The organism is Marinobacter caseinilyticus, assembly GCF_011074955.1.
Classification (GTDB): domain Bacteria; phylum Pseudomonadota; class Gammaproteobacteria; order Pseudomonadales; family Oleiphilaceae; genus Marinobacter; species Marinobacter caseinilyticus.
In genome coordinates, this window is the sequence record NZ_WUQJ01000011.1 from 1 (window position 1) to 26,408 (window position 26,408).

General features: G+C 57.4%; 26 protein-coding genes, 1 tRNA gene and 1 pseudogene. 9 read left to right on the top strand and 19 right to left on the bottom strand.

Annotation, left to right across the window (positions count from 1 at the left end; all coding sequences use genetic code 11):
- The 5 genes and pseudogenes from GRX64_RS03870 to GRX64_RS03890 all read right to left on the bottom strand — a co-directional run.
- Nucleotides 1-361, bottom strand: a pseudogene (locus GRX64_RS03870) (ABC-three component system protein); the annotation flags it as partial.
- 413 nt (nucleotides 362-774) lie between these two features.
- Nucleotides 775-850: transfer RNA gene (locus GRX64_RS03875), tRNA-Phe, on the bottom strand.
- Between the two features lie 132 nt (nucleotides 851-982).
- The gene (locus GRX64_RS03880; protein WP_166263880.1) at nucleotides 983-1,258 is read right to left on the bottom strand and encodes an oxidative damage protection protein; all 276 of its coding nucleotides are present in this window, start codon (nucleotides 1,256-1,258) and stop codon (nucleotides 983-985) included.
- 55 nt (nucleotides 1,259-1,313) lie between these two features.
- A complete protein-coding gene (mutY, locus tag GRX64_RS03885) occupies nucleotides 1,314-2,378 on the bottom strand; it encodes an A/G-specific adenine glycosylase (protein WP_166263881.1) in 1,065 nt (354 codons plus the stop codon).
- Complete coding sequence (locus tag GRX64_RS03890) at nucleotides 2,378-4,576, bottom strand: AsmA family protein (RefSeq protein ID WP_166263882.1); 2,199 nt, start codon at nucleotides 4,574-4,576, stop codon at nucleotides 2,378-2,380. The genes mutY and GRX64_RS03890 overlap by 1 nt, the downstream gene beginning before the upstream one ends.
- Before the next feature lie 208 nt (nucleotides 4,577-4,784).
- On the opposite strand from GRX64_RS03890, the gene GRX64_RS03895 reads away from it, so the two are divergent.
- The 5 genes from GRX64_RS03895 (at nucleotide 4,785) to hisF (ending at nucleotide 8,195) form a co-directional block, all read left to right on the top strand.
- Entirely contained in the window at nucleotides 4,785-5,246 is a 462-nt protein-coding gene (locus GRX64_RS03895; RefSeq protein WP_166263883.1) for an SRPBCC family protein, read from the top strand.
- Between the two features lie 123 nt (nucleotides 5,247-5,369).
- Nucleotides 5,370-5,963, top strand: coding sequence for an imidazoleglycerol-phosphate dehydratase HisB (gene hisB / locus GRX64_RS03900; protein WP_166263884.1), 594 nt, complete (start codon nucleotides 5,370-5,372; stop codon nucleotides 5,961-5,963).
- Nucleotides 5,964-5,987: 24 nt separating this feature from the next.
- Nucleotides 5,988-6,626, top strand: coding sequence for an imidazole glycerol phosphate synthase subunit HisH (gene hisH / locus GRX64_RS03905; RefSeq protein WP_166263885.1), 639 nt, complete (start codon nucleotides 5,988-5,990; stop codon nucleotides 6,624-6,626).
- Between the two features lie 44 nt (nucleotides 6,627-6,670).
- Nucleotides 6,671-7,420: a 1-(5-phosphoribosyl)-5-[(5-phosphoribosylamino)methylideneamino]imidazole-4-carboxamide isomerase gene (hisA, locus tag GRX64_RS03910; RefSeq protein WP_166263886.1), complete on the top strand. Its 750-nt coding sequence runs from the start codon at nucleotides 6,671-6,673 to the stop codon at nucleotides 7,418-7,420.
- Between the two features lies 1 nt (nucleotide 7,421).
- Nucleotides 7,422-8,195, top strand: a complete 774-nt coding sequence (gene hisF / locus GRX64_RS03915; protein WP_166263887.1) for an imidazole glycerol phosphate synthase subunit HisF — start codon at nucleotides 7,422-7,424, stop codon at nucleotides 8,193-8,195.
- Between the two features lie 12 nt (nucleotides 8,196-8,207).
- Here the strand turns inward: hisF and GRX64_RS03920 are convergent, their stop codons facing one another.
- The 4 genes from GRX64_RS03920 to gpmM all read right to left on the bottom strand — a co-directional run bounded on the left by GRX64_RS03920 (nucleotide 8,208) and on the right by gpmM (nucleotide 13,325).
- Complete coding sequence (locus GRX64_RS03920; RefSeq protein WP_166263888.1) at nucleotides 8,208-9,038, bottom strand: divergent polysaccharide deacetylase family protein; 831 nt, start codon at nucleotides 9,036-9,038, stop codon at nucleotides 8,208-8,210.
- Nucleotides 9,039-9,042: 4 nt separating this feature from the next.
- Nucleotides 9,043-10,434 (bottom strand): S41 family peptidase, encoded by a 1,392-nt coding sequence (locus GRX64_RS03925; protein ID WP_166263889.1) that lies wholly within the window; start codon nucleotides 10,432-10,434, stop codon nucleotides 9,043-9,045.
- Nucleotides 10,435-10,528: 94 nt separating this feature from the next.
- Nucleotides 10,529-11,746 (bottom strand): murein hydrolase activator EnvC family protein, encoded by a 1,218-nt coding sequence (locus GRX64_RS03930; protein WP_235937513.1) that lies wholly within the window; start codon nucleotides 11,744-11,746, stop codon nucleotides 10,529-10,531.
- 31 nt (nucleotides 11,747-11,777) lie between these two features.
- Nucleotides 11,778-13,325 carry a 2,3-bisphosphoglycerate-independent phosphoglycerate mutase gene (gene gpmM, locus GRX64_RS03935; protein ID WP_166263891.1) on the bottom strand — a complete coding sequence of 516 codons (1,548 nt, stop codon included), beginning with the start codon at nucleotides 13,323-13,325 and terminating at the stop codon, nucleotides 11,778-11,780.
- Nucleotides 13,326-13,498: 173 nt separating this feature from the next.
- Between gpmM and GRX64_RS03940 the strand changes: the two genes are divergently transcribed.
- Nucleotides 13,499-13,915: a rhodanese-like domain-containing protein gene (locus GRX64_RS03940; protein ID WP_166263892.1), complete on the top strand. Its 417-nt coding sequence runs from the start codon at nucleotides 13,499-13,501 to the stop codon at nucleotides 13,913-13,915.
- A 148-nt stretch (nucleotides 13,916-14,063) separates the two neighbouring features.
- Complete coding sequence (secB, locus tag GRX64_RS03945) at nucleotides 14,064-14,567, top strand: protein-export chaperone SecB (protein ID WP_166263893.1); 504 nt, start codon at nucleotides 14,064-14,066, stop codon at nucleotides 14,565-14,567.
- 343 nt (nucleotides 14,568-14,910) lie between these two features.
- On the opposite strand, the gene trmL is transcribed toward secB, so the two are convergent.
- From trmL to GRX64_RS03970, 5 genes are all read right to left on the bottom strand, one after another.
- Nucleotides 14,911-15,375 (bottom strand): tRNA (uridine(34)/cytosine(34)/5-carboxymethylaminomethyluridine(34)-2'-O)-methyltransferase TrmL, encoded by a 465-nt coding sequence (gene trmL, locus GRX64_RS03950; protein WP_166263894.1) that lies wholly within the window; start codon nucleotides 15,373-15,375, stop codon nucleotides 14,911-14,913.
- 156 nt (nucleotides 15,376-15,531) lie between these two features.
- Nucleotides 15,532-16,710, bottom strand: coding sequence for an acetyl-CoA C-acetyltransferase (locus tag GRX64_RS03955; protein ID WP_166263895.1), 1,179 nt, complete (start codon nucleotides 16,708-16,710; stop codon nucleotides 15,532-15,534).
- Between the two features lie 149 nt (nucleotides 16,711-16,859).
- Nucleotides 16,860-17,606 (bottom strand): pteridine reductase, encoded by a 747-nt coding sequence (locus GRX64_RS03960; protein WP_207308725.1) that lies wholly within the window; start codon nucleotides 17,604-17,606, stop codon nucleotides 16,860-16,862.
- Nucleotides 17,603-18,724, bottom strand: a complete 1,122-nt coding sequence (locus GRX64_RS03965; protein WP_166263896.1) for a tRNA nucleotidyltransferase/poly(A) polymerase-related protein — start codon at nucleotides 18,722-18,724, stop codon at nucleotides 17,603-17,605. Before GRX64_RS03965 ends, GRX64_RS03960 begins: the two co-directional genes overlap by 4 nt.
- Before the next feature lie 281 nt (nucleotides 18,725-19,005).
- Entirely contained in the window at nucleotides 19,006-20,271 is a 1,266-nt protein-coding gene (locus GRX64_RS03970) for a conjugal transfer protein TraF (protein ID WP_166263897.1), read from the bottom strand.
- Between the two features lie 284 nt (nucleotides 20,272-20,555).
- On the opposite strand from GRX64_RS03970, the gene GRX64_RS03975 reads away from it, so the two are divergent.
- Both GRX64_RS03975 and GRX64_RS03980 read left to right on the top strand, forming a co-directional pair.
- Entirely contained in the window at nucleotides 20,556-21,092 is a 537-nt protein-coding gene (locus GRX64_RS03975; RefSeq protein ID WP_166263898.1) for an LPP20 family lipoprotein, read from the top strand.
- Nucleotides 21,093-21,115: 23 nt separating this feature from the next.
- Nucleotides 21,116-22,336, top strand: coding sequence for a flagellar assembly protein T N-terminal domain-containing protein (locus GRX64_RS03980; protein ID WP_166263899.1), 1,221 nt, complete (start codon nucleotides 21,116-21,118; stop codon nucleotides 22,334-22,336).
- 68 nt (nucleotides 22,337-22,404) lie between these two features.
- Here the strand turns inward: GRX64_RS03980 and GRX64_RS03985 are convergent, their stop codons facing one another.
- From GRX64_RS03985 to sufD, 5 genes are read right to left on the bottom strand one after another with little or no spacing between them, the layout of a single operon-like run.
- Entirely contained in the window at nucleotides 22,405-22,884 is a 480-nt protein-coding gene (locus GRX64_RS03985; protein WP_166263900.1) for a SufE family protein, read from the bottom strand.
- Nucleotides 22,885-22,899: 15 nt separating this feature from the next.
- Entirely contained in the window at nucleotides 22,900-23,442 is a 543-nt protein-coding gene (gene sufT / locus GRX64_RS03990) for a putative Fe-S cluster assembly protein SufT (protein ID WP_166263901.1), read from the bottom strand.
- Nucleotides 23,443-23,484: 42 nt separating this feature from the next.
- A complete protein-coding gene (locus GRX64_RS03995; RefSeq protein WP_166263902.1) occupies nucleotides 23,485-23,838 on the bottom strand; it encodes a HesB/IscA family protein in 354 nt (117 codons plus the stop codon).
- A 13-nt stretch (nucleotides 23,839-23,851) separates the two neighbouring features.
- Entirely contained in the window at nucleotides 23,852-25,105 is a 1,254-nt protein-coding gene (locus tag GRX64_RS04000; RefSeq protein ID WP_166263903.1) for an aminotransferase class V-fold PLP-dependent enzyme, read from the bottom strand.
- A 6-nt stretch (nucleotides 25,106-25,111) separates the two neighbouring features.
- Nucleotides 25,112-26,398: a Fe-S cluster assembly protein SufD gene (sufD, locus tag GRX64_RS04005; RefSeq protein ID WP_166263904.1), complete on the bottom strand. Its 1,287-nt coding sequence runs from the start codon at nucleotides 26,396-26,398 to the stop codon at nucleotides 25,112-25,114.
- Nucleotides 26,399-26,408: the final 10 nt, after the last annotated feature.

The following is a 26,408-nucleotide window of genomic DNA, read 5'->3' on the forward strand; positions in this document are numbered from 1 at the left end:
CAGTTAAACGTCTATTGGCGACAAGAAGGTAATTATCTAAGTCACCCTCACAAATAAGCTTTTTGATCCTTGGAATTTCTTTCTGGATAACGCAGCTTTCGTTATCTTTGCTATAGAATTCACTCTCGGTAAAGCTTTTGTTTAATCCGATAGTATGCTTTGCTTGGATTATCGTAATTCCCTTCCATGGGGATGAGTTGCTAGGGAATGCATCAGCTGTTCCGACAAACTTTGCATCACGCCCGCCATCTGGTCCTTTTGCAAAGCCTTGGGTGGATAATCCAAACAGTCGTTGGGATAGCGCCAGTACCAAATCTTCGAATTGGCCATCACTTAAATCAGAATATGCAAATTTTGCCATTTTCTATAGTGCCTACTGAGTGGTGCTCAAACGGATGCTGCGCTTGCTAACAAAAATATACTCTAAGGCCACCATTCGCAAACTTGCGCGGAATCGGCAGTGATTCGATCCAGTGATCCCCGCACAATCGATTTTTCGCCCTAGACGCTGGTTCATTGAGCTAATGGGGTGGTTTTGCTTGATCCATCTCTCAATCTGCTTTCGCTTTACTACGTCGGGTGAGGCATGCCTACGTTGAAATTGAGAACCTATGAGAAATGGTGAGAACATACTGAGGTTATCCACAGTTAGCGAAGGCGTTTGTATGGGCCGCTCCTGTGACTAAATTTAAGAAAAGTGCTTACATAATGCTTACAATTGAGGATATAGAAACAACAAAGCCCGCACAAGGCGGGCTAAGTAATTGAAATAATTGGTGCCCGGAGGCGGAATCGAACCACCGACACGAGGATTTTCAATCCTCTGCTCTACCAACTGAGCTATCCGGGCGTTGCGGTTAACCCCGAAAGGTGTCACTGCAACGGGGCGCTATTAAACCGGTTTCGGTTGTTTGAGTCAAGACCGGGAGGTGAAAAAACCGGAGACCTGGCGCCTTTGGTTATTAGTTGATCAATCAGGTGGTTAGGATGCTTCCGGCGGCACGTAGCCCTCAGCCTGGTCGAACGGCTCATTTTTGAGGAAGCGCTCCATCTGAGCCTGCAGGTATTTGCGCGAGTTGGGGTCCATCATATTGAGATGTTTTTCATTGATCAGCATGGTCTGTTGGCTCTGCCATTCCTGCCAGGCTTTCTTGGATACATTGAGGTAAATGTCTTCGCCTTTTTTGCCCGGCATGGGCGGAAAGTCCAGGCCTTCAAGCTCTTTCTGAAATTTGCGGCAGAATACTGTGCGGCTCATGTTGGCTCCTGTGTGGGCGGGCGGGTGATCGACGATTACCCCGGATGATAACAGATCAAAGCAGCAAGGGCTGCGCCGGCGAGGTGAGCAGTGTGCGAACAGGCGCTGGTAACCCCAGGCTAAGCGCTTCATCGCGGAAGACCCAGCGGGTACTGGAGGGGTCCGCTACCCGATGGCCGTTAATTACGGCAAGGCGAGCGGGTTGAATGTGGAGATGATAGTGGCTGAACGTGTGCCGAAAGCCGTCGCTGATTTCGGCGTCGGTACAGCTTACACCGAAGCTGTCCTCGCAGGCTTGAGACAGCTCGTCGGCTGTGTAAGCGGCGTCGAGTTCGGGCAGGCTCCAGAGGCCACCCCAGATGCCACTGGGCGGGCGGCGTTCGAGTAAGACACGGCCATCACGGTCTTCCAGAATGATCATCCAGGTGGTTTTTTCCGGCTTGGGTTTTTTCGGTTTGCCACCCGGGTATCGGGCGACCTCGCTCTGATCAAAAGCGCTGCAGCCCTGCTGCAGCGGGCATTGGTGGCAGTCAGGGCGGGTGCGGGTACAGACCAGTGCGCCCAGGTCCATGATGGCTTGGGTGTAGTCTCTGATGCGCTTGTCCGGCGTATGGGCTTCGGCGTGCAGCCACAGCTGTTTCATGACCTGGGTCTGGCCAGGCCATCCGGGCACGGCATGGTAGCGGGCCAGGACGCGTTTGACATTGCCGTCCAGGATGGCGGCCCGTAACTGAAAAGCCTGGGCCAGAATGGCCGCGGCCGTGGAGCGACCAATACCGGGCAGGGCTTCCAGTTGCGCCTGGTCGGCCGGGAACTCACCGTGGTGTTCGATGACGACCGATTGAGCGGCTTTTTGCAGGTTGCGGGCGCGGGCGTAATAGCCGAGCCCGGACCAGTGTCCGAGTACATCGTCTACCGGCGCATCCGCCAGTGTGTGCACATCCGGAAAGCGTGCCATGAACGCCTGGAAGTAGGGGATAACGGTGTTGACCTGGGTTTGTTGCAGCATGATTTCCGAGACCCACACCCGATACGGGTTTCGGTCTTCATGCCACGGCAGGTTTTTCCTGCCGTGCCGGTCGTACCAGCACAGCAGGCGATGGGCGACGCTGTCGGGCATTACTTGAACAAGCCTTTTAACGCATCTTTGACCTTGTCGCCACTTTCGGAACCAAGCTTTTCTTCCAGTTTTTTACCGACTTTTTCATCGATGGCTTTGTCGATTTTTTCCTCGGCTTTTTTGCGAGCCGCGTTAGCCGCCATGGTTTTGAGCGTATCGCGGAAGCGTGAACCGTCAAATGAGCACAACTTGGCGGGGTCTTCCGAGAAATTGCCGCGACACTCGACTGGAATCACGGCACCCTTGACGTAATCGGTGACACGGCATGCGTTGTCACGATGGACCTCGCCAACGACTCGCAAGCCAATTTCATAGTTCAGATCGGACGCTTTCAGATCAACCGAGCCGTCGCCGCGTAATTCCATTCCGGCCAGCGCCGCGACCAGATCGGTATTGTTTAGGGTGTTGCCGTCTATTTTCAGGGTGCCCTTCATGTCGTTAAAGGGCGTGCTGGTGCCCCAATCGGAGGTTGAGAGGCTCTCGCCATTGGCCAACGCGATGCCTTGGCAGGCCATTCGAGTGATGTTCATGCGAGTGAATTGACCTTCGGCGAGATTGAAGTTGATCTCACCGTTCGCCTTCTCACGCAGAACGGAAACCCGGTTGCCCTGGGTTTTGACATCAATGTTGATGTTGGCCGCGCCGGACAGCAGGTCGAGCTCCGCCAGGTCCTTGAGCATGGGCAGGGTTTTGACGTTGGTGACTTTGCTGCCAATGACCCAGGCCGGATTGTCGGTGCGGGCGTCCAGAGTAGCATTGGTGGTGAAACTGCCGTCGTAGAGCTTGCCGCTGAACTCACTGAGCTTGAGTATGCCGTTATTGGCGGTTATCACGGATTTGATGTCGTTGATGGTCAGGTTGCTGACGACCAATTCACTCAGCCCAAGGTTGATGTCGAGTGCCAGCTCTCGCAGTGTTTGCAAGGGCAGCAGATCGCCCTCTTCAGTCTGGCCTGCTGCGCTGGTCTTGCTCGGTTCGGCGCTGGATGGGGCGGTATCTTCTTCGCTGGTCGGTGGCAGATACCGGTCTGCGTTGAAACTGTCGCCGGTGAGCTTGAGGCCAATGGCTTGGTTTGCGAGGCCATAGCTGGCCATTCCGTTAAAGGTGGTGTCGTCGACCTTTATTATGAGGCTGCTGAGCTCCAGCTTGCCTGACGGCCCACCAATGCTGGTCGAGAAGCCCAGGGCGTTCAGCACATCCGGGTCGTCGGTCTCAATCTCGGCCTGGCCAAGATTTGACAGCAATTGTTTGAGTGAGAATTCCGGAATTTTAAGGTCACCACTGATGGTTGGCTGGTCGCCGAAACCGGACACGCTCAGGTTTGTGTTGAGCTCCAGGTTTGCCAGTGTTGCCCTTAAGTTGGTCAGCATGGCCGTTTGGTTTTCGAGGTTGGCTTTGATCGCACCGGTCAGTCGGGTCTGGACGGTCTTCTCGCCAAACGGCTTGCCGCTGAGTTCGAACTGGCTGTCGAGGCCACTGACTTCAAATTCACTTAAAGCTTCGTTGGCGGCCAGTTGGGCGTTGATACGGCCGTCCACTGCAAAGGCCGGTTCGCCGGTGGAGAAGCGGAATGCCAGCTCCAATGGAAATTGCTGACCCAGTTTGATCTGGCTCGCCGCGAGGCTGAAATCTTCCAGGGTGATGGACTGGCCCGAGCTGAGATCGTCGTAATGTACCTGGGCATTGGTGATGCGGACGTCTTCCACATTAAAATTGAGCGGGGCGCTGGCGGTGGGTTCGGCGTCGTCCGTGGGTGCCGTTTCCGGTTGCGCCTCGGCGGCTTGCTCAGTCGCATTCGCCTCGCCTGCAGGTTCGGGCATCACCCGGGTCCAGTTGCCGGTGCCGTTTTTGGCCACGCTCAGTCGGGCGTCCAGGCCATCCAGTACGAACGTGTCCACCTGCGGCGACATGGTAATTAACGACCAGAAGTTGACCTGGGCAATCAGTTGGTCCAGCTTCACCAGACGTTCACCGTCCAGTGTTGCCTCCACGTTATTCAGCTCAAGGCCCAGGGGAATGAATGACCAGCCGATATTGCCCGCCAGTATCAGATCGAGATTGGTGTTGTCCTCGACGACCTGCTCGATTTGCGGTTTGTAGGTGTTGGGGTCGATGACAAGTATGGCGACACCGACAGCGACGACGGCAAATACCATCAGCCCAAACAGCGCAAGAACGATATTGCGGACAGCTTTCATGGTTTAGCATCCTTTCGATTTAAAATGGGCGGATTGTCTCGAGAGCATCAAGGATAACGTAGACGGCTTGAAATTAAAGGTGATGCAATATGACAAAACGTTAGTGTTAAGACAGAATACGTCATTAATAGCCAAAGGGTGTAGGTGGGTGGTGTTTATCACCTTTCAGTCCTTTTGGGGCAGATCAATAATAAAAGAGGAGTTGAGAGTGGCTATCACGGTATCCATCGAGTTAAATCGCGACATTGAAATCCCCGGCCCATACGACGACGTGTTTGACCTGCTGGCCGATGTGCCCAGGTCAGCCAGTCACTTTCCCAAGGTGGACAAGCTGGTGGATCTGGGTGACAACGCCTATCGCTGGGAAATGGATAAAATTGGCGTTGATAAACATGCGATTCAGTCCGTGTACGCCAGTCAGTACTCCGCCGATCGGGAGGGCGGAAAAATCACCTGGACGCCGGTCAAAGGTGAGGGCAATGGCGTGGTGAAAGGCTCCTGGGTATTAACCAGCAAGGACGACAATACCACGCGCGCGAAATTCCAGACTTCCGCAGAGCTGACGTTGCCGTTGCCAGGGTTATTGAAGTTGGCTATCAGCCCGGTGATCAAGCATGAGTTCAACAGCTTGGTTGATACTTACATGGCGAACTTGAAAAAAGCGTTCTGACAAGAAGTACTTGAATTTCCGGGGCGGCGAGCCGGTAATGGTGCAGGACGAAGACCGGTAGAACAGGTATAATTCTCGTTCACTTGATATCGGCTTTTGCCGCCTAATGACTTTGGAGACCCCATGGCCGAACGTAAGGCACGGGTAGAGCGAAATACCCTCGAAACTCAGATCACCGTTGAAATCAATCTGGACGGCACGGGGCAGTCCCGGTTCGAAACCGGCGTGCACTTTCTTGATCACATGATGGATCAGATCGCACGTCACGGACTGGTCGATCTGGATATTGTTGCGAAAGGCGATCTGCACATTGACGACCACCACACTGTGGAAGACATTGGCATTACGCTGGGTCAGGCCTTCAAGGCGGCCGTGGGTGACAAAAAAGGGATTCGTCGCTATGGCCATGCTTACGTGCCGCTGGATGAAGCCCTGTCACGGGTGGTGATTGATTTGTCCGGTCGTCCCGGACTGACCATGGATGTCCCTTATACCCGAGGCTCAGTGGGTGGCTTTGACGTTGACCTGTTTGGCGAGTTTTTCCATGGTTTCGTCAATCACTCCATGGTGACGTTGCACATCGACAACCTCAAAGGCAAAAACACTCACCACCAGATTGAGACCGTGTTCAAAGCATTCGGTCGCGCCCTGCGAATGGCGATTGAGTCGGATGAGCGCATGGCTGGTGTGGTCGCCTCTACCAAAGGCTCGCTGTAACCCGTTTCGGAGCTCTATTCTGTAATGAAAACCCTGGCCATTATCGATTACGGGATGGGTAATCTCCATTCCGTCAGCAAGGCAGTGGAACACGTTGCGCCGGATACCCGGGTCTTAGTGACCGCGGATCCCGCTCAGATACGCAGCGCAGACCGGGTCATTTTGCCGGGTGTCGGCGCGATCCGGGATTGCATGGCCGAGATTCGTCGCCTGGGCGTCGACGACCTGGTTCGAGAGGTGTCGTCGGACCGGCCATTGCTGGGTATCTGTGTCGGCATGCAAGCCTTGATGTCCCGAAGCGAGGAAAACGGCTGGGTGGATTGCATCAATCTATTTCCCGCCGAGGTGCGATTTTTCGGGCAGAACCTTGAAGAAGAGGGCGTCCGCCTGAAGGTTCCCCACATGGGCTGGAACGAGGTGCACCAGACCGTGGATCACCCAGTGTGGCATGGCATACCGGACGGTGACCGCTTCTATTTTGTGCACAGCTACTACGCCGAAGCGGAGCATAATGCCGATATTGCCGGTCGCACGCACTACGGTGTTGATTTGGCTGCGGCGGTTGCACGAGACAATATTTTTGCCGTGCAGTTTCACCCCGAAAAGAGCCATCGGGCGGGCCTGCAACTGCTAAAAAACTTTGTGCAGTGGTCGGGTACCTGATTGCTGCTCTGCCTAATTGAAAGACTGATAACGGAATCTCCCTCATGTTGATTATTCCCGCCATTGATTTGAAAGACGGTAAATGTGTTCGCCTGCGTCAGGGCCGCATGGAAGACTCCACGGTGTTCTCGGATGACCCGGTTGAGATCGCCACTCGCTGGGTCGACGCGGGTGCCCGCCGATTGCATTTGGTGGATCTCAATGGTGCGTTTGCCGGTGAACCGGTGAATGGCGAAATCGTTCAGGCCATTGCCCGTAAATACCCTGACCTGCCGATCCAGATTGGCGGCGGCATCCGGTCTTCAGAAACGATAGAAGCCTACCTGAATGCAGGCGTGCAATGGGTCATTATTGGCACTAAGGCGGTGAAGGAGCCGGAGTTTGTCACGGCAATGTGCAAGCGTTTTCCGGGTCATATCATTGTGGGCCTGGATGCCAAGGATGGGCGGGTGGCGACCGACGGCTGGGCAGAGGTGTCAGACGTGATGGCAACGGATTTGGCAAAGCGGTTTGCCAACGATGGCGTGGACGCGATTGTGTACACCGACATTAGCCGCGACGGCATGATGCAAGGTGTGAATGTAGAGGCAACGGCCGCGCTGGCCGAGGCGGCGGGCATCCCGGTGATCGCCTCGGGTGGCGTGACCAATATGGACGACCTGATGCAGCTGGCGGATGTGGCCGACCGGGGCATTCTGGGCGCCATTACTGGACGTGCCATCTATGAAGGGACATTGGATGTAGCGGAAGCCCAGGCCTGGTGTGACAGCCTGGGTGCAAGGTCGGAGCTCTGATATGGCGTTGGCAAAACGGATCATTCCTTGCCTGGATGTGGACAAAGGACGCGTTGTAAAAGGTGTCAACTTTGTGGATATCCGCGATGCCGGTGACCCGGTGGAAGTCGCTCGCAAATACAATGAGCAGGGTGCCGACGAGATTACATTTCTAGATATCACGGCCAGTCACGAAAGCCGGGACACCACCTATGAGACGGTGGAACGAATGGCCAGCGAGGTCTTTATCCCGCTGACGGTCGGTGGCGGTGTGCGTACGGTTGAGGATATCCGCAAGCTGCTCAATGCTGGCGCCGATAAGGTAAGCATCAATACCGCGGCGGTGTTTGATCCGGACTTCGTGCGGAAAGCGGCGGAGCGGTTTGGCAGCCAGTGCATTGTGGTGGCAATTGATGCCAAGCGCGTGAGCAAAGCCGGCGAAGTGCCGCGCTGGGAAATATTTACCCACGGTGGCCGCAAGCCAACCGGTCTGGATGCGGTCGAATGGGCAAAGAAAATGACCGCCCTGGGCGCCGGAGAGTTGCTGCTTACGAGCATGGACCGGGATGGCACCAAGGTAGGATTTGACCTGGGCCTGACCCGGGCAATCAGCGATGCGGTGTCGGTGCCAGTCATTGCATCGGGGGGTGTTGGTGAGCTACAGCATCTGGCTGACGGGGTCACCGAGGGGGGTGCCGATGCCGTATTGGCGGCGTCCATTTTCCATTTTGGCCAACACACTATTCCGGAAGCCAAGGCCTTTATGAAGGCGCAGGGTATTGAAATCCGCGATTAGCGGCGGGCGCGGTCAGCGCTTGTGAGCAAGTGCTGGTGAGACAGCCTCTTTGTCACCGTTAATGAACATGGCGCGGTTGTTGTTTCTCAGCGCCCACAGCGCGCTCACCGTGGCCACGGCAATGCCTTGTTCGTCAAGCTCGGGCAGTTTTTTAATAAGATAGTCCACCGTCACTTTGTGGGGGTGGCCAATGCCGATGGCACTGCCAGTGTCCCGCGCCTTCTGCACCAGTAATTTGAACTGGGCATCGACATACTCTTCCGTTTGTTCATGATCCAGAAATACGTCCCGCACCATGGTCGGTATCCTAAATGCCTCGGCCGTTGCGCCGGCCACGGTGGTGGCGATGGTTCGGCTATCGACAAAATAGACCGGATACTGATCCAGTTCCGCCATGACCCATTCCATACGGTCCTGCATTTGGGTGAGTTGACTGCCCATATGGTTGTTAACACCCTGCACATGAGGGATCGACTGAAGGGCACGTCGCAGGACCCGGATCGTTGACAGCATGTCCATTCCAGTTTCCAGTCCGCCGGCCCCAAGGCCCAGGTTTCGGGTGTTGGCCATTGGGATATGGAGCATGATTTCTTTGTGATGCTGGTGCGCCATTTCGGCAAGCGTTGTGGTATGCCGACGATAGGGCAGGAAGGCCAGGGTGACCGGTTGCTCTAACATCGCCAGACGGCGACCTTGAGTCAGATCATGACCCATATCATCAATGATGATGGCGATGGTCGGTGGAGGGGTGTTGTCACTGAATTCGGCGCGAACGGGCTGCGCTGCCGACGCAAGTGTCGTCAGCAGTGTGAGCGCAGTTATTAATACCAGGGCTGGCTGCATAGAATCAGTCGTTCCGGATCGGTCTCTTGTCGAGAATGCGTAAGCCTTTGAGCAGGTTCAGCGCCGAGCGTAGCTGGAAATCTCTGTCAATCGGATTGGTGGTCGGCTCGTCGCCGTCTGCCTGTTCCGGAGCGGTCTCCATGTTGCCATTTTCAAGATGGCCGCTGAGGTCGGCTTCTGTGAAGAACGGTTGGTTGTCCACCTCGGTCAGTCGGGCCTGCTTCACCACAATGTCCGGTTTGATGCCCTTGGCCTGAATGGAGCGGCCGTCCGGGGTGTAATAACGGGCGGTGGTCATCTTGATGGCGTGGGTCTCATCCAGTGGGATGACGGTTTGAACAGAGCCTTTGCCAAAGGAGTCGGTACCCATTACCACCGCGCGCTGGTGGTCTTGCAGGGCGCCGGCGAGAATTTCAGAGGCCGATGCTGAGCCGCCATTAATCAGAACAACGATGGGGGTCCCGTCAGTAAGATCGCCAGGCTTGGCGCTGAAGCGCAAGCGTGAGCTTTGGATGCGGCCTTCCGTGTAGACGATCAAGCCTTCATCGAGTACTGCGTCGGCGGCTTCCACGGCGGCTTGCAGGATGCCACCGGGATTGTTGCGCAGGTCGATGACCAACCCTTCAAGGTGGCCACCGTTGTCACTGGTGAGCTTTTTGATGGCGTCACTGAATTCCTGGCCGGTCTCGGCCTGAAACTGCGTCAGGCGAATGTAGCCATAGCCATCTTCGACCAGTCGTGACTTGACGCTGGCCACTTTGATGACATCGCGGACCACGTCGATCTCGATCGGGCCGGTTTCGGTGTCTCGAATGATGGTCAGGGTCAGCACCGTGCCAGGTTTGCCTCGCATCAGCGTGACCGCTTCTTCGAGCGACATGCCCTTGACCGGCTGATCGCCGAGTTTGATGATCAGGTCGCCCGCTTGAACGCCTGCTTTCTGGGCGGGCGTGTCGTCAATCGGCGAGATCACTTTTATGAAACCATCTTCCATGCCGACTTCGATGCCAAGACCGCCAAACTCGCCACTGGTGTTCTCTTCCAGCTCTTCGTAAGCCTTGGGTTCAAGGTAAGTGGAGTGGGGGTCAAGTCCGGACAGCATGCCCTTGATGGCATTCTCGAGTAGCGTCCGGTCGTCCACCTCTTCGACATAGGCGTCTTTGATCCGGCTGAACACTTCGGTAAATTTGCGCAGGTCCTGCAGGGGCAGTTGGGTCTCAGGGTCGGGTAGGCGAAGCTCAACATCCTTGCCCTCGGAAATCGCCTTGAGCAGCTGTTGGCCTTGGGCGTCAGGTTCTTGAGCGTGGGTCAGAGCCGGGAGCGTAGTCATTAGGGCGGCGGCACCGAGCAGTGCGCCGAAAAAGACAGAGTGATGCTTACTTCTGACCCGTATCATTCACGTATCCTGTTTCCTGATTGTCATTATTGACTTCCGTTTTAACAGTATGGCGGTCTGTCGGAAGTTTGTCAGCTTTGAAACTGGTTTCGAATCAGCGATTCAGCCAAGACTCCGGATTCTGGGGTTTGCCCTTGTAACGTATCTCAAAGTAGACGCCAATGTCATCGGTGCCACCAGACTGGCCGGCCACCGCAATGGGCTCGCCGGCATCGACCCAGTCGCCGGGGCTTTTCAGCAAACTGCTGTTATGCCCATACAGACTCATATAGCCGCCACCATGGTCAACAATGGTCATCAGGCCAAAGCCTCGCAGCCAGTTGGAAAATACCACTCGGCCATAATGAATGGCCCCGACGTCGACACCTTCTGCGGTTGCGATAAGCACGCCATTCTGGCGCAGTTTTCCGTGCGCGAGACTGTCACCGAAGCGCCGGATTACCTTACCACGGGCGGGCCAGGGAAGTTTGGCTTTCAACGCCTTGAACGGCTTGGACTCATTGGGTGCGGGAATGCTGGCGATGGCTTCCTCCACCTCGCGAAGCAGCTTTTCCAGTCGTGCCCGGTCAGCAACCAGGGCCGCGCGCTCCGATTGCCGGTCGCGTATATCGGTGTTCAATGCGGTCAGGGTTTGTTGGCGCTGCTTCTTTTTATCGCGCAACGTTGCCTGGCGGTCTTCAACCTGAAGCTTAAGCTGCGACAATTCGACCTGGGTGGCCTGGGCATCCTGCTGGGTCGCTTTCAGTTTTCTAAGGGTGGTGTTGAACGCGTCCAGGCGCTCGATGGCATCCCGGCTCAGGTACTCGTAGTAGGTCATGGTGCGGGAGATCGTTTGCGGGTCGATTTCATTCAATAGCACTTTGACGGCCGGTGCGTCGCCTTCCATCCAGGCGGTCCGTATCTGTTTTTTCAGGCTTTCCCGCTGCCGCGCCAGGACCCTGTTCAGGTCGGCCTGTTCGGCTTGCAGCGCTTTCAGGCGCTTGGTTTGTACCATCGCCTTGGCCTGGAGCGCTCGCCGTTCACGAGTCAATTGGCTGATTGCGCGATCCGTTTCGACCAAATCCTGCTCCAGGGAGCTGCGATCCCGCTCAGCGGATTTTAACCACTTGTCAATGGAAAGGATTTGATCTTTGAGCGCCTCAACCTGCGCCGGCGTGACATTTTGCTCGGCCGCCGCATGCCCGGTCAATACCCCGAGAAAGAGGCCCAGCACCGCGATTTGGCCGACGCCCCGGAGCCATGACCGGGCGCCCGACTGACGGACGCCGGCAGGCGTCAACCGGACGAACGAACCCGGTATGGGTGCCGTCAAAGCAGTGTCTTTGGGGCGCGCAGTGATTGCTTTAGCCTGCATCGACCAGACTATGGCCGGTCATCTCTGCCGGTTTGTCGATGCCCATGAGGGCCAGCAGCGTCGGAGCGACATCACTCAAGCTGCCGCCTTCCTGGAGGCTCGACACGTTTGAACCGATGTACACCAGCGGTACCGGGCCAATGGTATGCGCCGTATGCACCTGGCCAGACTTGGGGTCGGTCATTTGTTCGCAATTACCGTGATCGGCGGTAATCAGCGCCTGGCCACCGACCTCGTCAATGGCTTTCGCAATTCTCTCAATGCACTGGTCCAGGCACTCGGCGGCCTCGATGGCGGCGTCCAGTTTGCCGGTATGGCCGACCATGTCGCCATTGGCATAGTTGCACACGAGCAGATCGAATTTGCCGCTCTTGATGGCGTCCACCAGTTTGTCGGTGACTTCCGGCGCGCTCATTTCTGGTTGCAGGTCATAAGTGGCGACGTTCGGCGACGGAATCAGGATGCGTTCTTCGCCCTCGAAGGGTGTCTCAACGCCGCCATTGAAGAAAAACGTGACATGGGCGTACTTCTCGGTTTCTGCGATGCGTAACTGGGTTTTGCCCAGCTTGGCCATGTACTCGCCGAGACCATTTTCGAGCGTTTCAGGAGGATAAGCGCAAGAGGTATCAATGTCCGCTGCGTACTGAGTCAACATGACGAAGTCGGCGATGGCGGGATGTTTGCGACGTTCAAATCCATCGAAATCCCGCTCGACGAAGGCACGGGTGATTTCGCGCGCGCGGTCTGCTCGGAAGTTCATGAAAATCAATGCATCGCCATCATTAACGGTGGCGTCGGGCTCATCGGCTTCCTGAAGGAGTGTGGGCTTGACGAACTCGTCGTTTTCGCCGCGTTCATAGGCCTGGGCCAAGCCTTCCACGGCGGTTGGCGCGGTGAACTCGGCCTCGCCCAGAGTCAATAGGTTGTAAGCCGCCTCGACCCGATCCCAGCGATTGTCACGGTCCATGGCATAGTAGCGCCCGACCATCGATGCCACCCGGCCGACGCCCAGCGATTTCATTTTTGCGGCCGCTTTCTCCAGCGAGGGTTTGGCACTGCGCGGAGGCATATCGCGGCCATCAAGAAAGGCGTGGATGTAAACCTGTTTGGCGCCGCGGTCAGCGGCCAGTTGTGCGGCCGCGAGTACGTGATCCTCGTGGCAGTGAACACCGCCCGGCGACAGCAGTCCCATCAGGTGCACGGCCCGGTCCTGGCGAACGGCTTTATCAATGGCATCACACAGCACCTGGTTGTGGGCGAAGGTGCCGTCCGCCAGATCCTTGTCGATTCGGGTCAGGCTCTGGTAAACCACCCGGCCAGCGCCGAGGTTCATGTGACCGACTTCGGAATTGCCCATCTGGCCTTTTGGTAGGCCGACAAACATGCCGGACGTATTGATCAGTGTTTTCGGCTGTTGTTGCCAGATCTTGTCCCAGAATGGAGTGTTGGCATTGCTGATCGCGTTGTCGTCAGCGGGTTCACGATAGCCCCAGCCGTCAAGAATAATCAAAGCTGTCGGTTTGCGGGTGTCAGTCATCTCACCATCCGGTTGCTGTTGGTAACCACGTGCAGCCGATGCAGGGATTACCTGAGGAATGAAAGGTTTTAGATTCTACCCGGTTTGGCCAGTTCCGGCTATGCGGAGTGCCTTCTGTCAGCGGCAGCAGACGTGTATAATCTCGCCAAATTATCCAGCAGGGCACATTGTTGATGGAAAGGTTGTTTGAGTTTGTCGTTAGTCATTACGTTCTGGTGTCAGCGTTTGTCGCGCTGTTGGCAGCCCTCTTCCTTCTCGAGAGCCGCCGGGGTGGCCAGAAGGTCAGTGCTCAGGCTGCGGTGAACCTGATCAACCGGGATCAAGCGATCGTGGTGGATATCCGCGACCGGAAAGAATACGGCGAAGGTCGCATCACCGGCTCTGTGCATATTCCGCTCAGCGCGATTAAAGAGCGCGCCAGCGAGCTGAAAAAGCACAAGGACAAGCAGTTGATCGTCGTCGACAAGATGGGGCAGCACTCAGCCGCAGCGGTCAAGCTGTTGAATGGCGAAGGCTTCGAGAACGTCTCTCGTTTGGGCGGTGGCATCGCGGACTGGAAGAGCAGCAACCTCCCGCTGGTGAAAAAGTAGGGTAGGTGTGGTTTGCGCTTGAACGGGTGTGTAACCTGACGCACTGTTTCACACCTCGACCCAGGCCGGGCGGTCACACCCACGGCCGCGCCTGGCTAACAATAACAGGGCCGCACAACGCCCACGACAGAGAATGAAAGGATCGAACATGGCTGATAATGAACAGGCCGCCGCTGGCAGCGAAGACACCAACCAACCTCAGTTCGCACTCCAGCGGATTTACGTAAAGGACATGTCCTTCGAGTCACCCAATTCACCGCTGGTGTTTCAGGACCAGTGGAAGCCACAGGTGAATCTGGACCTGAACACAACGCACACCAAGGTGAGTGACAATCAATACGAAGTCATCTTGTCTCTGACGGTAACGTCAAAAATTGACGAGAAAGTGGCTTTTATTGTTGAGATCCAGCAGGCCGGTGTGTTCTTGCTGAAAGGGATTGAAGGGCCTCAGCTTGGTCAGATGCTGGGCGCGTATTGCCCTAACATCCTGTTCCCCTACGCCCGTGAAGCCATCGATGGCATTGTCAGCAAGGGCAGCTTCCCGGCCTTGATGTTGGCTCCGGTCAACTTCGACGCTATCTACGCGCAAGCGGTGAAGCGCCAGCAGGACGAAGCAAACGGCGAAGCCGAGAAGGAAGAACAAACTCACTGATGTTTTGGTGAGAAAACAGGCTCATCGCGGATGGGTTTGAAAGCACGGATATTGAAGGCGATCACCGAACGGCTGTTTGCCTATGCAACCGAGGCTTCAGTTTCGGAGCAGGCCCGCGGCCTGCCAGATTGACCCTAAGGACCCTGGCGGGCCCTCCGAAGCTGAAGCGTCGGCTACGAAAACCATTCCGACAGAGTTGGGTCGTCCGCCAGCCATAGCCGTGTTTCCTCAGTAAAGCGCAATGTGTCGTGTCTCTGTCTTGTCCTCAAAAGCCCCCATTACGGGGGCTTTTGGCGTGTGTGGTTCCGAGTAACGGTCGGTCAGCAAGCGGCCGTATTTGATGTTACACGCCGCCGACAAAATCGAGCTGGCGCCACGCCTCGTACACAACGATCGCCGCGGTGTTTGACAGGTTCAGGCTGCGACTGCCGGGCTGCATTGGCACCCGGATGCGGTGCTCCTCCGGCAACTGCCGACGTATGGTATCCGGCAACCCCCGGGTCTCGGGGCCGAACATCAGGTAATCACCCGCCTCAAACCGGACCTGTTGATAAGGTTGGCTGCCCTTGGTCGTCAGTCCGAACAGGCGTCGTGGAGTCTCCGACGCCACAAAGGCCTCAAAATCCGGGTGTACCATCAGGCTGGCGTATTCGCTGTAGTCGAGCCCTGCGCGTCGAAGCTGCTTGTCATCAAGGCTGAAGCCAAGGGGCTCAATCAGGTGAAGTTTGCAGCCTGTGTTGGCGCATAGCCGGATGATGTTGCCTGTATTCGGCGGTATCTCCGGCTCGTAAAGAACCACGTTAAGCATGGGGGGAGGTCTCTTCTGGCTGATCCCTTGACTGACAGGCCAAGGTCCCAGCAAACGTGAAAACAGGGCGTGGCAATCGCCATGCCCTGCAGGCCAGCACCTTGACAAACGCCTTCAGAAGCACGCAGTCAATTCTGTCACTGGCCAGAGCGGGTGTTAGCGTTCGACGGCCAATGCCACGCCCATACCGCCGCCAATGCACAGTGTGGCCAGGCCCTTCCTGGCATCCCGGCGGCTCATTTCGTGGAGCAGGCTGACCAGGATGCGGCAACCTGAAGCGCCAATCGGGTGACCCAGGGCAATCGCGCCGCCATTCACATTCACTTTGTCAGTATCCCAGCCGAGGTCCCGGTTGACCGAGATGGCCTGGGCGGCGAACGCTTCGTTGGCCTCGATCAGGTCGAGGTCAGTGGCAGACCAGCCTGCGCGTTTCAGGCAGCGCTGGGTCGCGGGGATTGGTCCGGTTCCCATAATGGCGGGGTCAACACCGGCGTTGGCGTAGCCGCGAATGGTCGCCAGGGGAGTCAACCCCAGTTCGGCGGCCTTCTCTGCGCTGCAGACCATGACGGCCGCTGCGCCGTCGTTTAATGATGACGCATTGCCTGCCGTAACAGTGCCGTCTTTCTTGAACGCCGGGCGTAGCTTGGCCAGACCGTCCGCGCGGACGCCATCCCGAGGGCCTTCGTCCCGATCAACCACCAGCGGTTCCCCTTTACGCTGTGGAATGCTCAACGGCACAATCTGGCCATCAAAATAACCGGCCTTTTGCGCGGCAACGGCCTTCTGCTGGGAGGCCGCCGCGAATGCGTCCTGTTCTTCCCGGCTGATGCCGTACTGCTCAACAATGTTTTCGGCGGTGATGCCCATATGGTAGTCATTAAAGGCATCCCACAGCCCATCGGTCACCATGGTGTCGATCATTGACCAATTGCCCATGCGCTGGCCATTTCGGCTGTTGGGCAATACATGGGGTGCCTGGCTCATGCTTTCCTGGCCGCCGGCAATGATCATCTCGGCGTCGCCGCATTGAATGGCTTGTACGGCCATATGGACAGCCTTCAAGCCGGAGCCACAGACTTTATTGATGGTCATGGCAGGCACGGATGCAGGCAGGCCGGCATTGATCGCGGACTGTCGGGCCGGGTTCTGACCGACGCCCGCCGTCAAGACCTGCCCCAGCACAACTTCGTTGACCTGATCCCCGGATACACCGGTCTCATCAAGCAGCGCCTTGATCACGGCCGTTCCGAGCTGATCCGCCCGTAAACTCGACAATGCACCGCCGAAAGCACCGATGGCGGTTCGTTTGGCTGAAACAATCACAACATCCCGCATAACCTTCTCCTTTAAAAGCGTGTTTGTCGCCATTGTATCATTCGCACCGAGTGCAGTGCGCTTTTACGGATCACCGCACTGGGTCCGTAAACGGGTTGCGGGAAATTGTTCGCAGGGCTGTGGTTCCTGCTGTCTCAGTGGCGAAGGTGTTACATATTCAAGCTGCGACCGCCATCCACGGCCAGGATTTGCCCGGTCACAAACGGCGCCCCGGCCAGGAAATAAGCCACCGCGCCAGCAATATCTTCCGGGTGGCCGGTACGTTTTAATGGCGTCCGGTCGATAATGGTTTGCGGGTCGGCTGAAACCTTCTGGTCATTGTGTTCTGGCCACAGTATGGCGCCGGGCGACACACCGTTGACCCTGACCGCGGGGGCGAGGTCTTTGGCCCAGGCCCGGGTCAGGGCGGCCAGCCCCGATTTGCTGGCGCAATACAGCGGGTGCTCGGGTAACGGCTGTTCACTGTATATGTCGATGAGGTTGACGATGCTGCCGTGGCTTGCCATCAGTGCCGGTAAGCAGGCCTGCCCGAGTAAGAAGGGCGCCCGAAGGTTGGTGTTCATAATGCGGTCCCAGTCGTCCAGTGTCGCCTCACCGGTTGGCGTCGGGTAGAACACCGATGCATTGTTGATCAAACCGTCGAGCCGGTTCCAGGCGGCGATACTGGCCTGGGCCAGCTGCGTTATCTCGCCGGGTTGGCAAAGATCGGCCTGCACGTCGATGGCTGAGTCAGGGCGGCGGCTGTTGAGCGTCTTGACCAGGCTGCGTGCCTGCTGTGGTCGGGAGCGGTGATGGACGATGATGCGCCAGCCACGGTGGTGCAGCGTTTCGGCCATGCAGACGCCAAGACGCTGGGCGGCGCCGGTAATGAGTACCACTGGGCCGGGATCGGTCACGGGGCGTCCTCGCGGTGGTTGAGTGGCGTTGACTCGGCAATACGACGAAGTCGTTCGCGGTGGATGGCTGCTCCAAGTTCGGGTCCGGAGAACCCTTGTGCCATAAGAGCGCGGGCGTTGACTTTGTTCGCGACCGCGTAGGCCTGGCGCAGGGTGGTTGCAACCTCGGTCGTTAGCGAATTGGGCAAACAGTGGCCCACGGACAGCAACCGCTCGAAACGTTCGGGCCGTCGCCACACATCCGCATCATCAAGCACCGCAAGTTGCGCCGCCGGCGAGGTGGCGGTGGGTATCCGTTCAGCCAGTCTGGCGGTTAACCGGGCCAGTTCCAGGCACTCGTTGGGTGCTTTCAGGGCTTTTGCGCGGGCTTCTTGCTGTTCCGGTTGGAGTGCCGCCAGCAGTGCGGCAAACCGGACGTCGGTGGGTGAGGGTTGTTGGCAAGCGCAGCGCAGATTGCTCAGTGCCGCTTTCAGGCAGGGTTCATCTTCGAACTCCGGCACCAGCACGGACAATGCCCCGCACTGGTCCAAGACCTCGAAAAATACCACCGGATTGTTCTCCTGCAGGGCGCGCTGCATTTCCTGCCAGACCCGTTCGGGCACAAGGTGCTGCACCTCGCCGGCCTCAACCATTTGGCGCATGACGCCCAGGGTGTCGGGGGTGACTGTAAAACCAAGGGTGGAAAATCGGGCCAAAAACCGCGCGGTTCGCAGAATGCGCAGGGGGTCTTCCGAGAAGGCAGCGGACACATGGCGCAGTTCTCGCCGGGCAAGGTCGGCCTGGCCATTAAAGGGATCGATGATTTTACCGTCGGTGGTCTGGGCCATCGCGTTGATGGTCAGGTCCCGGCGCTGCAAATCTTCCTCCAGAGTGACGTCCGGTGCACTGTGAACGGTAAAGCCGTGGTAACCGCGGCCCTGTTTTCTCTCAGTCCGGGCCAGTGCGTATTCTTCATTTGTCTCAGGGTGCAGAAACACGGGGAAATCGGCGCCTACCTGGCGATAGCCGGCCGCCAGCATTTGTTCGGGCGTGGCGCCAACGACGACCCAGTCCCGATCGGTTACGGGCAGCCCGAGTAGGGCATCGCGCACAGCGCCGCCAACGAGATAGATGTCCATGAAAGTCCCAAAGTTATGCGGTGTAGAGGCACAATTATCATAGGCTTATGCCAGTAGCGCAAACGACCGCTACGGGTTGCGTGATTCGGGGGAGTGTTGGGCCATCCCTTCAGCGTCCGCACGTGACCGAGGCATCCGCTAGCTGGAATGCTCCGTGGGGCCCGGCCATGGCCGATCGCGATCAACGTTTATGGCGCGTCATCCTGACGGGAGAGGAAGCGTTTGTCCGGAGAGCGGGCCAGTCTGTTCATGAACCAGACTGGCCCGCAACGTTTGTGTGGCTAGAATGCAGCGCCCAGTTCAATGGCCGCCCCAGTATCCGTGTCGCTCACCAGACCGGCAATATCGAGCCGGGCGCCAAACGGAGACAAGCCGATACCAAAGGTCAGCTGTGTTGACTCTTCAATGCCATTGCTGCTGTCGTTGCTGGACAGATTGTGGCGCGCGCCCAGGCGAAGTTGTGCGTAACGGAAGGCGTCAAACTCGGCACCGATGGCCACCCATCGGGTATCGTCTTCAAAACCAAACGCTTTGGTTTTGGTCAGGTCCCAGTCGGCGGTGACCGTGTGAAACTCGCCCGTATGGGCAATGCCGACCGTTACCCGTGGGTCCAGCTCGTAGGTCCGGATCTGTTCCCCCAGTTGAGGGCGGGAGGCTGCCGAGTCGAGTGCCATCGGGATCATGTTCTTGACCACAACACCGGCATTCCACTGCCGGGTTTCGCCGAAGCTGTAAACGGCGCCCAGATCAAAATTGAAGCTGCTTTTATCCGTTTCATACTCGTCACGGTCGACATCGTTATCCTCAAAGCCCGAGACGGTTTCGGTGTACTGAAATGTTCTCAGCTGCACGTATTTAGGTGAAACCCCAAGCTGGAGCCGGTTGCCGTTGGCAAGCGCGAACGCACGCGCAAAGCTGATGCCGAACTCTGACACCGCGGTGGCCAGCAGGCGCCCGCGGGACTCAAGGTCGCGATCAAGGTCAGCGAGCAAAAGCTCGGCCGCTGTGGCGGTTTCCAGGTCCGCCAGGTACTGCTCGTCGTCCTGGTCAAAGTCACCGCGTGCCGTCGCTCGTAAAGACGCATTGGCGAACACGCCTACCGCAAGGGTTTTGCTGGGAAGCGCGACGCTGAGACCAACAGCGGCATCGACGCGCACGGTGTCCTTGTCGAATGCATTGAGTTGTCGCCGTAAATCGCCCGCCGCATCGCGAGCCTCTTGCGGGCTGGAGGTCTTATCGATGCCCTGGAACCGGTCAATGGTGTCCTGGATCGCATCGATCTGATCTCCGGTCTCTTCCTCATCCGCAAACCGGGCGTTGACGGACGGCAGAATCAGGCCGAAATCATCGGACCAGTCGTGATGATCGGCTGCCAGCATTGCCGGATTGGCGCTATTGGCACTGGCGGGGTGTGCTGCGGCCACGCCGGTGCCACCCATGGCAAGCGATCGGGCGGTATTGAATGTCTGCGCTCCGGCGAAGGTTAATGAGGAGGCAAGCGACAACCCGATGGCCAGGGACAGGCGCGAAAACTGGCAGAAGATCATAGATCAGGAAACTCCAACGATTAGACACACGTAATACCGGGCCCCTTGGAGGGCTTTGTTTTTTATTGCGATATCGAGAAGTTAGGGTAATGCAAGGCGGGACCGTCGGCATTAGCAGAGGGGTAACGGATTGTTGACCGTCTGTTAACGACGGTATGAATTTGCCGCTCTGGCGGGTGAATTTCGGTGAGTGGCTATGTGGGTTTAGGTAAAACAAAGGCTTACAGAAGTTGGCGTGTTTCTTCCATGGTGAACCTAAATTGCCGTATTTCCGGAGACAAAACATGATGCTTCGCTGGATCAGCCTGATAGTGGCCATTGCTTTGGTGGGTTGTGCCCCCATTCGCCAGGACCAACAGACGAGTGAAAACACTGACCGCCGGTTCGAGCCGATTACGGTCAGGGTCAGTGGGTTTGGTACCTACGAGGATACCGCCAAGGATCGCCTCAATACCCGCAAGCGGCTGCTGGCGCGACGTGCATCGCAGTTGGACGCCTACCGGAATCTGGCCGAGCGGGTTTATGGCACAGTGATCTACGGCAGCTCCACAGTGAATGATTTTGTGCTGCGCAATGACATGTTCCGGGCCTACGTCGACACCTACCTTCGGGGGGCCAAGCTGGTGGCAGTCAATGAACACAGCGACGGCGTGGTTGAATCGGTCATGGAGCTGAAGCTGGAGCCCAGATTTCGCGAATGCGTATCCAAAGTTGCTGACCACCGGGTCAGAGATTTGTGCGTGATCCCCATGCCATTGGAGAACGACAGTGCTGGCGACGTTCACAGCCGCAGTGTTGATTCGCTGTACTACCTAGAATGATGTCTGAGCACTTGGAGTCTGTGATGACGCTGAGTCGTTGGAACTGGCGATCGTTGGTTTGTCTGGCGTGCGCCTTGTTGGTATTGGGACCCTGGGGCGTGGCCCAGGCGGTTGTGCTTGAGGGCACTGGTCAGGCCGTCATACAGGGCGATGATCTGGATCAGGCGCGCACTCAGGCTCGGCGAGCCGCCTTGAGGGATGTGGCGCTGCAGTACGAGGCGCGCATCGCCAGTGAAGAGACCATGGAAAACGGGGTATTAACCGACTCGCGCCTTACCGTTGCCTCCCAGGCGCGGGCCAGAGACGTCCGGGTGGTTAACGAGGTGCGTCGGGGTAACCTGTTGCGTCTCACCATTCGGGCTGACATGTCGGCCGGGCAGGCCTGCGGTGCGGGTGAGGCGGCCCGCATGAAGAAGCGCGTGGCGGTGACTGGATTTCCGATCCTGTACCCTGATCAGGCCCGCATCGGCCGTATTGGCGATGCCGGCGAAGTCTTGCCGCAGACCCTGCAGGCGACCCTCCAGAGCGAGGGCAGTTTGCAGATTTTCGGGGCAACCCGGTTGCAGCTGTTTGGTGACCTTTTGAACGCCCCCACGCGGCAGGGCGCCGACAACCGACTGACCAACGTAACCGAGTTGGCGAAAGAGCTGGATGTTCAGTTTGTGGTGGCCGGTGTCATTCGGGAGCTGGCGATTGACGATCCGACGGCCTGGGGCTCCTCAGTATGGCGCCAGATGCAGCGCGGTGTGGGCCTGGCTAACCGAAACCGCCAATTTGTGGCCGATTTGATCGTGTTTGACGGCTTTAGCGGCTCGCCGGTGTATCGCGAGCGGTTCGCCGCCCAGGGCAGCTGGAATACCGATCTCCGGTCGACTGTGGGCTTTGGCTCGCCTGGTTTCCTGGAGACGGATTACGGCAAAGCCGTCGGGCGTTTGATGGGAGAGATGAGTGCGGCAGTCACCGAGGCCTTGGCCTGTCAGCCCTTTATCACTCGTATTACCCGTGTCGAGGGCCAGAATGTGACCCTGGCGTCCGGTGCTCTGGCGGGCATTCGACCCGGCGATGAGCTGCAGTTGTATCGCAGCTATAGCTATTTCGATAGCCCCGGGGCCACGCCGGAACTGAGTGACAGCGGCACGGTTGTTCGCATTGATAACGTTCATCCCGATTTCAGTAACGGCCTGATTCCGGTGGCGGGCGGTCAGATCAATATCCAGCGCAACGACATTGCCATTCTCTGGTAACACTTCAGATTATGTGTTGATGGGGATGGGCACGACGCGCCACCGCACCGGGGTGGCGCTGGGCGTATTCAGACCCGGCTGGGCGGCTCCGATGGCACTTGTGTGGCGGCGATGTCGCGAATTTTGCCAACCATCGCCCGCAGTCCATTGCCCCGGGTGGGGGAAATGTGCCGGAACAGGTCGAGGGTCTCAAACAGCTCGTCGATATCCGTGGTCAGCAGCTCACGCGGGGTCCGGCCGTTCAGGGCCACCAGAATGATGGCGGCCAAACCACGCACAATCATGGCGTCAGAATCGATCAGCAAATAAAGTTTGCCGCTGGCTTCATCAAAGTAATGAATGAGCCAGACCTGGCTTTGGCAGCCATGCACGTAATTGTTTTCAACCCTGGCTTCGTCGGGAAACGCGGGCAATTGTTTGCCCAGGTCGATGATGTAGGCGTATCGATCTTCCCAGTCGTCCAGAAATTCAAAGTCGTCCATTACGCCGTCGATGGTGACGCTGGTGCCCAGAGGATTGTCGAGAAAAGTTTCAGTTGCAGAGGTCATGGATTACCGCTCTCTTTAAAACATACCCAATTCGAGTTTGGCTTCGTCGGTCAGCATGTCGCTGTTCCACGGAGGATCGAACGTCAGCTCGACTTCGACCTTGTCGACATTGGGAACATGCTCCACTTTCCGTTTCACGTCCTCGGTGATCACTGGCCCCATGCCACAACCGGCGGCGGTGAGGGTCATTTTGATGAACACTTCATTGCCGTTCGGACCGCCATTGGTGATCTGGCAATCGTAGATCAGCCCCAAATCAACCACGTTGACCGGAATTTCCGGGTCGTAGCAGTTGCGAATGGCTTCCCAAATCTGGTTTTCATTGATGGTGCCATCGGCCGACGTTTCAAAACTGCTTTCCAGAGGAGTCTTGCCGAGCGCATCGGCTTCGTGACCTTCTATTCTGGCCAGGTTGCCATTGACCGCTACCGTGAAGCTACCGCCCAGTGACTGGGTAATCGTGACAAAGGTATCCGACGGAATCATGATTTCGGTGCCGGCGGGTACTAGGCGGGCTTCCACCGCACGTTTGGTCAGTACAACTTCCCGTTCTTGCATGAATTTCTGTGGCCTCGCCTGTAACTGGTCCGGGTGCTGCGCTTATGCGATGGAAAAGCTCTCACCGCAGCCGCACTCGGCGGTTGCATTGGGGTTGCGGAAATAAAACATGGAATTGACGCCTTCGGTGATGAAATCAATCTCAATGCCATTCACCACCGGTAGATGTTTGCGCTCAACGTAGATGTTGACTCCGTCAACCGTGAACACCTGGTCGTCATCCAGCACTTCTTCCACCCACTGGGTTTCGTATTTAAAGCCAGAGCACCCACTTTTCTTGATGGCCAGACGAATGCCCTTGGCGTCTGGCTTCTTGGCCAGTTGCTTACGGACGTGGCTCACCGCTGTGGGTGTCATGGTCACCCCCACTGTCGGGGTAAAGGTTTCTGCCGTCATGGTCTCGTCTCCATCAAGCAAACAAACGCTGAATTTTCTGGAGAGCGGTAAAGAGCTGCTCCACCTCGTCCAGCGTGTTGTAAAACGCAAAGGATGCACGGGCAGTACCCGGCACCCCGAAAAATTCCATCAAGGGCATGGCGCAGTGATGACCGGTCCGGATCGCAATGCCCTGTTGATCCAGAAGCGTCCCTATATCACTGGGGTGCAATCCGGCAATTTTAAAGGACATCACCGGGACTTTATGGCGCGCGGTGCCAATCACTTCCATGCCCGGGACTGTCGCCACCAAAGCATTGGCTCGGGCCAACAGTGCCTGTTCGGCGGCTTCCATGGCGACCCGGTCCAGGGTGCCCAGATAATCGATTGCAGCACCCAAGCCCACCGCTTCGGCGATGGCGGGCGTGCCCGCCTCAAACTTGTAGGGCAGAGTGTTCCAGGTGGTTTTTTCAAAACTCACCCGCTCAATCATTTCACCACCACCCTGATAAGGCGGCATCGCCTCCAGTAACGCTTCGCGGCCGTACAGCACCCCGATACCGGTGGGACCGAACAACTTGTGCGCCGAAAAAGTGTAGAAGTCGCAGTCGATCGCCTGAACATCCGGCTGAAAGTGAGGCACGGCCTGCGCACCATCGACTACGGTGAAAACCCCGCGGGCCTTGGCCTTGGCAACCAATGACTTGATCGGGTTCACGGTACCGAGCACATTGGATACGTGGGTCAGTGCCAGGATGCGGGTTTTGTCGTTCAGCAACTGGTCAAAGGAGTCGAGATCCAGTTCGCCTTCGTGCGTGACCTGAACTGGCACAACCTTGGCGCCGGTGCGCTCGGCCAGCATTTGCCAGGGCACAATGTTGGCGTGATGTTCCATCCGACTGACCAGGATTTCATCGTCAGGCTGCAACTTGCCCGCCAATCCGTTTGCCACCAGGTTGATCGCTTCGGTGGTGCCCCGTGTCCAGATGATTTCCCGGGTGCTGGCGGCATTCAGAAATCCACGCACGGTCTCGCGCGCGCCTTCAAAGGCGGCCGTCGCCCGGTCACCTAGGGTATGGGCACCACGGTGAACGTTGGAGTGCATCTCGCGATAATAACGGTCCATGGCATCCAGCACAGCGATCGGTTTTTGCGCCGATGCGCCGTTATCCAGATACACCAGCGGCTTGTTGTTGATGCATTGCGTGAGGATAGGGAAATCCCGGCGCACTGCCTCCACATCAAGCCCTTGTCTGGTAACGGTTTTTGCCACGGAGAGATCCGTCATAATCGTTCAGGCCTCGTCAAATGTCTGGTCAAAGAACCGGTTCAGACGCGCTTGCACGGTGTCTTTGACAGAGTCCACGGGAATCTGCTCGACCAGTTCGTTGATGAACGCCATGCTCAGCAGTGCGCGCGCTTCCTGGCGACCTATACCGCGGGATACCAGATAAAAAATCGACTCATCATTGAGCTGTCCGACGGTTGCGCCGTGGGCACATTTGACGTCGTCGGCGTAAATTTCAAGCTCAGGCTTGGTATCAATTTCGGCGCCGGTGGACAGCAGCAGGTTCTTGTTGCTCATGTTGGCGTTGGATTTTTGCGCATCCGGGTGAATGTGGATGCGGCCATTGAAGATCGCATGTGACTCGTCGGCGGCAATGTTGCGATAGGTTTCTTCGCTGTTGCAGTGCGGTGCCACATGCTCAATGGTGGTGTGATTGTCGTAGTGCTGTTTGCCCTGAGTGACGACCACACCATTCAGGCGGCACTCGGCCCCCGGGCCTTCCAGGCGCACCTGCAGGTCGTGCCGGCGCAAGGGCCCACCAAAGCCTACCGTGTGGTTTTCAAAACGGGCGTTGGCGTGCAGCCGCGCACCGGTGGCGCCGATGTGCTGAACGGTGTCGCCATCCAGTGACAGGCGAACGCTGGTCACATGGGCACCTTCGCTGAGCGCAAATTCGGTCACCGTGTTGGTCATTGCCGGTTCAGAACCGCTGGTGATGTGCTCTTCCACCAGGGTAATCTGGCTGTGGCGGCCGGCGTCCACATAGATACGTGGGTAAGCCGTTCCGGCGCTGCTGGCATCGGTTTCACAGATAATGTACAGCGGCTGGTCCAGCACCGCGTCTGCTTGCAGGCGGATCAGCAGGCCATCCTCGAAGCGAGCGGTATTGAGCCGTGCCATCTGGGCGGCCTTGCTGTCCAGAGTGTTGTCCAGACGCTCCGCCAACTCACGGGCTTCGTCATCGTCCAGATCGACAAAGCGTTTGATCTCAATGCCCGCGATATCGGGATAATCACTGGCTTCCGGCACCATGACGCCGTTGTGGAAGACCACATGATAGCCGGCCACGGCTAAGCCCGGGCCAGACTTGCCCGCGCTGGGCAAGGTCTTTGCCAGGGCCTCGTCCAGCTTCAGGTAACGGCTGGAGTATTTCCAGTTTTCGGTTTTCCGGGTTGGCAGAGGCATATCCACCAGAGCCTTGCCACGCTGTTCACGAAGTTTCAGCAGCGGCGAGGGCAGTGATTGCCCGGGCGCGTCGAGAAAAGCGCTGGAAAGTGTGGGTGCTGCAATCATTCCTGCGTTC